Genomic DNA, 5,584 nt, shown 5'->3' with positions numbered 1-5,584 from the left:
ACCGAAGCAGGAACGTACACCATCGATTATACCATTTGTGATTCAGCTGATTCTGGAAATTGCGATACAGCTACGGTAACCGTTGAGGTAATGCAGGGAGCAGGCAATGTCATCGATGCTGTAGATGATGGTTATACAGCGAGTGTAGGAGAAGATGGGGTTATCGCGGACAGCAATGTATTGTCCAACGACACCTATAACGGAGGACCAGTAACCTTAGCCGATGTCATTTTGACCTCCACCCCGACGGACGAGCTAATTATCAACGAGGATGGAAGTGTTAGCGTAGTGCCGGGAACCGAAGCAGGAACGTACACTATCGATTATACCATTTGTGATTCAGCTGATTCTGGAAATTGTGATACTGCAACTGTGACTGTTGAGGTAATGCAGGGAGCTGGCAATGTGGTCGATGCTGTTGATGATGCCTATGCAGCAGAGACTGGAGACGGTGGAGTTATACCTGATAGCAATGTATTGTCCAACGACACCTATAACGGAGGACCAGTAACCTTGATCGATGTTATCTTGAGTTCCACACCAACGGATGAACTTGTCATCAATGAAGATGGAAGTGTGAGTGTTGTGTCAGGAACCGGAATAGGTACGTACACCATAGATTATACGATTTGCGATGTCATGGATGTGAACAATTGCGATACTGCTACGGTAACTGTGGAAGTAATGGAAGGCATGGGAAATACAATAAATGCTGTGGATGATTCATACACAGCGGAAATCACAGATGTAGGTTTGATCCCGGATAGTAATGTATTGGACAATGATACCTACAACGGTGGGGCATTGACCTTGGAAGATGTTATCCTGACCTCCACACCAACAGATGAACTTGTCATCAACGAGGATGGAAGTTTAAGCGTAGTGCCGGGAACCGAAGCAGGAACGTACACCATCGATTATACGATTTGTGATATTATGGATGGCAACAATTGCGATACAGCTACAGTAACGGTTGAGGTAATGCAAGGAGCAGATAATATTATCGATGCTGTAGATGATGGTTACAACGCAGGCTCAGGAGGTGGTATTATTGCAGATAGTGATGTATTGTTCAACGATACCCTAAATGATGAAGCCGTATCCTTGATTGACGTCATATTGACATCAACGCCGACAAATGAACTTGTCATCAACGAAGATGGTAGTGTAAGGGTTAATCCAGGAACGCCTGCTGGTACTTACACTATTGATTATACTATTTGTGAAGCAGCAAATCCAGACAATTGCGATTCGGCTACGGTAACAGTAAGAGTTGAAGATATTGAAGTAAACCAAATGTTGACGCCAAATGGCGATTTAAAAAATGATTTTCTGTTTATAAGAGGTGTGGAATATATCAAATCCAGTACCATCAAAATATTTAATCGCTGGGGAACCCTTGTATTTGAAGGAAACAACTACGATAATGTGAGCAATGTTTTTGATGGACGTGTTAGAGGTAAATCAGCTCTGAGTGTAAACGATTACCTACCTGCAGGGGTTTATTTTTATATATTTAATTACGAAACCGAGCAGGGAAGCTTCACGGACTCCGAATACATTTATATAAGCAGATAACAATATTGATAGAATGATAAAAAAGCATTTTTTAACTACGTTGTTGTTTATTGGAATTGTATCCACGGGTGTAATGGCCCAGCAGGATGCCCAGTACACACAATACATGTACAATACATTGAGTGTTAATCCTGCATATGCTGGATCAAGAGGGCAACTAAGTTTTGCAGGCTTGTACAGATCGCAATGGGTAGGTCTTGACGGAGCTCCTGAAACCTTCACCTTAAATCTACACTCTCCTATACAAAATAGTAGATTGGGATATGGTATATCAATCGTAAATGACAATATCGGGGACGGTGTTGTACAGGAGACTTATCTTGATGCAGTTATCTCTTACACTATTGACGTTTCTATGGATGCCAAATTATCTTTTGGTTTAAAGGCCGGAGGAAATATGTTGAGTTTAGACTTCAACGGACTTAGGAATTTTGACCAAGAAGTAGTCAATCAAAATAATATTGATAATAGGTTCACGCCTAATTTTGGTCTTGGAATCTATTATCATACAGATAAATTTTATGCTGGAGTTTCTGCACCCAATGTTTTGGAATCGGAATATTTTGATAATGACAACTCGGACAATGGTGTCAACTTTCTATCGGCAGATCGCATGAATATTTATTTGATCACAGGTTATGTGTTCGATATAGGAGCAGATTTACAGTTTAAGCCAGCCTTGTTAACAAAAGCTGTTGGCGGGGCACCATTGCAAGTAGACCTTTCCGCAAGCTTCCTGTTTGCAAATAAATTTAGTTTTGGAGCAGCGTATCGATGGGATGCTGCGGTTAGTGGTTTGGTCGGGTTTCAAGTATCCGAGCAGATTATGTTGGGATTGGCCTATGATCGTGAAACAACGGAATTGGGAGGAACACAATTCAACGATGGCTCTTTTGAGGTGTTCCTAAGGCTGGAATTGCTAAAATCCTTCCAAAGAACCATATCACCAAGATTCTTTTAATATAGTTTAGAATGCTGAAAAGAATACTCACATTATTGATTATCGTTAGCGGATGCATAGTAAAAGTAACCGCACAAAAGGATAGTATTCCCGATAAGCAGATTACTAGGGTAATGGAAAGGGCCGATGAAAAATACAAACAGTATTCTTTTAGTCCTGCAATTGATATTTATAAAAAAGTATTGGACAAAGGGTATAGCTCTCCCGATTTGTTGAAAAGACTTGGAAACTCCTACTATTTTAATGCCAAGTACCAAGAGGCGGCCGATACCTATAAAAAATTGGAGCAAACCTATCCAGATGAAATGTCCGTTGAGGATGTTTTTCGATATGCGCAGAGTTTAAAGTCGGTTGGAAACTATGATCAGGCTACACGTGTCATGGAGAGTTTTAGAGAGATGACTTCTTCCATGGTGGATTTTGATGACGATTACATGGCAAAAATTGAAGAGAATTCTGGTAGGTATACCGTAAAACCCTTCCCATATAACAGTAAATATTCGGATTTTGCCGCTGCTTATTATGAGAAAGGACTCATTTTTGCCTCTGATCGCGACACAGGAAATTTTGCTCGGTATCGCCACACGTGGAACGCAAGAGACTTTTTAGATTTATACAAGGTCAACGCGGATAGTGTATCCAACAATAATGTTGTTAAATTGGAGGGTGAGGTCAATACAAGACTTCACGAATCTACTTCAGTAGTGACCAAAGATGGTACTACCATGTATTTTACCAGAAATAATTTCTTCGATGGTAGAAAGAAAAAGGATGAGGAAGGAATCATTCGATTAAAAATTTATAGTGCAGAAAATATTAATGGAGAATGGACCAATATTACAGAGCTTCCGTTCAATAGTGACTCTTATTCTGTGGCACATCCCATGTTAAGTCCTGATGGTAAAAAACTTTACTTTGTTTCCGATATGCCAGGTAGTTTGGGAGAGTCGGATATTTTTGCAACCGATATTATTGGTGATGGCACCTATGGTCCTATTAAAAACTTGGGTGGTAACATAAATACAATGGCAAGGGAAACCTTCCCTTTCATCACCAAAGATGGAGTATTGTATTTTTCTTCTGATGGTTACCAAGGATTAGGAGGATTGGATGTTTTTGCAACAAAGATTGCCTATAACGATTATACTCAACCAGTAGTAAACGTGGGTAGGCCGGTTAACACACCTAAGGATGACTTCTCTTATATTTTCGACTCAGGAAACAAAACCGGATACTTCTCATCCAACAGGGATGGAGGAATGGGAGACGATGATATATATGAGTTCGTAGAAAATGAACCACTCACATTGGACTGTATTCAAGAAGTAATGGGAACGGTTAGGGACCGTATATCAAACGAAGTTTTAGCAGGAGCTACCGTAAAGATTATAGACGAAGAAAATAACGAGATTTCATCTACCATAACTGATTCTGATGGTAACTATATACTACAATTGGATTGCTCAAAAGGTAATTTCGTAAGGGCATCTAGAGACGGTTATGTGCCTGCCGAGGAATACTTGCCTATTTCTGATGGAAAACCTAGAATCGTGGACTTCTATTTGGAACGAGATGTGGTCACTGGAGGTTTTGGCGACGACTTGGCAAAGCTTCTGCAGTTGAGTACTATTTATTTCGATTTGAACAAGTTCAACATCAGACCTGATGCGGAAATAGAGATTCAGAAAGTCATTGTGGCCATGGAAAAATACCCAAGTTTAAAAATTAAGGTAAACTCGCACACCGATAGTCGCGGTGTTGATGCTTACAATCTTTGGCTGTCGCAAAAAAGAGCTGAGTCCACGGTAAATTATATGATTTCCAAGGGAATATCCCCTAATAGGTTAGAGGGTGAAGGGTTTGGTGAGACTAGACTGGTCAATGATTGTGTTAACGGTGTTCAATGTTCGGAGGAACAACATCAGCTTAACAGAAGATCTGAGTTTATCATATTTGAATAAACAGCTAGCAAGAATTTATAGTTTTAAAATGACCCCTTTTGGGGTCTTTTTTTTTTGCCTGAAATTTTGTTGTGGTAGGGTTGTTTTCAAATGTGTTCTTCATCTAACGAATAATTTGATATAGGAAGATTAAACCGTGCAAAACCCTTGTCCAATTTGGGCCTTATCGATGAACAGTCTTAAAAAAATGGTAAAAAAATAACAGGCTCACCTCATAATTTGAATGCTATACAGTTGGATTTCATGTGTTCACAACAATTATTTTCTATGCTTAATAGCGAGGGTAATTTTGTAGTCGGTTTAAAATTCGGTGTGTTGAATCACAAAGGAATTTAAGAACCGGAAGTTTAAAGAATCAACAAAATTACAGCATAGAACCTCAACTAATAGTAACCTCATGAAAAAGAGCATATTTTCACTAATGTTCCTGCTTTTTTCAGGAATTGCCTTTTCTCAAACCACAGTAACCCTTCAGGACCAATGCAATTGTGAAGTTCTAAAAGGAACAGATGTTTCTAGCTCTGGGGCAATAACCCCCACAGGAGCAGATTTGGGAGACATATATGTAAATACCAATACGGGAACCATATACTTCTGGGACGGTAATTCATGGGAGCTTACAGCCTCAGATGATCAGCAATTGACTGGTTTTACTTTTAATGATGTTACAAATATTTTGTCCCTTTCTTTAGAAGATGGAGGAAATGTAAATGTTGATTTAAGTAGTTTGAGCGATGTTCTTGCAGATTCAAATACAACGGTAACTTCATTTGATATTGATGGTACAAACACCAATTTGGTAATAACCGATTCTGATGCCAATTCTTATGCTGTAGCATTGGCTGATCTTGCCGCTTTGATAAATACGGATAATCAAACACTTAATGAAGTTTTGGTTCAAGGTAACGATGCTGGAGGTTCGGCGATAACCAATCTGGCTAATCCTACAGTAGCACAGGATGCTGCCACCAAGGCTTATGTGGACAGTGTGTCCGACGACGATATTACAGGGGCCTCCCTTCATGGGCCGAGCAACGTGCTGACCATCAGCGAGGGCACCACGGATGTTACGGTGGACCTGAGC

4 protein-coding genes are annotated in these 5,584 nt (G+C 40.0%); all 4 read left to right on the top strand.

What is annotated here, in order from left to right:
• Positions 1–1,578: T9SS type B sorting domain-containing protein (locus D2V08_RS01695; protein WP_147374046.1), on the top strand; the 1,578-nt coding region annotated here is incomplete at its 5' end.
• A gap of 13 nt (positions 1,579–1,591) precedes the next feature.
• A complete protein-coding gene (locus tag D2V08_RS01690; RefSeq protein WP_119606397.1) occupies positions 1,592–2,539 on the top strand; it encodes a PorP/SprF family type IX secretion system membrane protein in 948 nt (315 codons plus the stop codon).
• Between the two features lie 11 nt (positions 2,540–2,550).
• A complete protein-coding gene (locus D2V08_RS01685; RefSeq protein WP_119606396.1) occupies positions 2,551–4,500 on the top strand; it encodes an OmpA family protein in 1,950 nt (649 codons plus the stop codon).
• 397 nt (positions 4,501–4,897) lie between these two features.
• A partial coding sequence (locus tag D2V08_RS01680; RefSeq protein WP_220473373.1) for a hypothetical protein occupies positions 4,898–5,584 on the top strand: 687 nt, incomplete at its 3' end.

This window comes from Flagellimonas lutimaris (genome assembly GCF_003581615.1).
In the GTDB taxonomy this organism is placed as follows: Bacteria; Bacteroidota; Bacteroidia; order Flavobacteriales; family Flavobacteriaceae; genus Flagellimonas; species Flagellimonas lutimaris.
This window is presented reverse-complemented; position numbering and strand designations above follow the sequence as displayed.